The 553-nt window shown below is 25.0% G+C and carries 1 protein-coding gene; it reads right to left on the bottom strand.

What is annotated here, in order from left to right; translation table 11 throughout:
• A partial coding sequence (locus Q0C22_RS09300; RefSeq protein WP_291494069.1) for a glycosyltransferase occupies nt 1-553 on the bottom strand: 553 nt, incomplete at both ends.

Here is a 553-nt window from a genome sequence, read left to right as displayed (position 1 = left end):
TGGTTTTCTTTCTTTAATATGGTACATAAATTTATCATCTATAAATTCGTAAATTACTTTTAGTTTATTTGTATCAAAATCAAATTTTTCCTTAAGTTCGGAAGCTACGCTATTGGAAATAGTTACTACTTTTCTAGATTTTTTAATTGCTCTGTTTAAATAAAAACTAAACATTGTTTTTTTAATTTTACCTCTATCCCAAAATTGAGTAAATGGTCTTAAATCATGTATTGTGGTAATTGTGTTCTTTGGAATGTATAAAGGTAAATTAATATGAGGATAAAAAAATAAATCAACTTCAGGCTCCAGTTTTTTCAAAATTTTAGATTGCTTCCAAAAACCTTTAATAGAAAATTTTTCAAAATCTACAAAAATAGGCTCTATGTTATTTTTAACTTCCTTAAAATCTTTTTCAAAATCATCTTTTAAAGTTTCAGGTACACATGTATAAATTTTCATACCTCTTTTAGCAAGTTCCTTTGTTAAAGACTCATAGTATCTTCCTATACCACTACCCTTATAAAAAAGACCATCAATGTAAAGTTTCATATTA

This window comes from Desulfurella sp., assembly GCF_023256235.1.
Taxonomy (GTDB): Bacteria; Campylobacterota_A; Desulfurellia; order Desulfurellales; family Desulfurellaceae; genus Desulfurella.
The sequence above is the reverse complement of the archived record's forward strand: the minus strand, read 5'-3'. Positions and strand labels throughout refer to the sequence as shown.